This is a genomic window from Pseudoalteromonas sp. GW168-MNA-CIBAN-0100, assembly GCF_040309225.1.
GTDB lineage: Bacteria > Pseudomonadota > Gammaproteobacteria > Enterobacterales > Alteromonadaceae > Pseudoalteromonas > Pseudoalteromonas arctica.
In genome coordinates, this window is the sequence record NZ_JBEOOL010000220.1 from 1 (window position 1) to 367 (window position 367).

The window sequence follows — 367 nt, forward strand, 5'->3', positions numbered from 1 at the left end:
CTTCACGCACAGTAAAAAAGTTATCTAACGATTTAGACATTTTTTCTTTATTTACTTGCACCATACCCGTGTGGATCCAAGTATTTACATACTTGCCATTATTTGCACAGCACGATTGTGCAATTTCGTTTTCGTGATGCGGAAACTGTAAGTCAGAACCCCCACCATGAATATCAAAATGCTCACCCAAATGCTTTGAGCTCATAGCAGAACATTCAATATGCCAACCTGGACGCCCTTCGCCCCATGGAGATGACCATGATGGCTCACCCGCTTTGGCTTTTTTCCACAATACAAAATCAAGCGGATCGTCTTTATCTTGAGCAACCTCAACACGCGATCCTGATTGCAGCATGGTTAAATCTTG

At 42.5% G+C, this 367-nt stretch carries 1 pseudogene; it reads right to left on the bottom strand.

The window, feature by feature from the left end:
- Nucleotides 1-367: pseudogene (gene cysS, locus AAEY62_RS20825) on the bottom strand (cysteine--tRNA ligase); the annotation flags it as partial.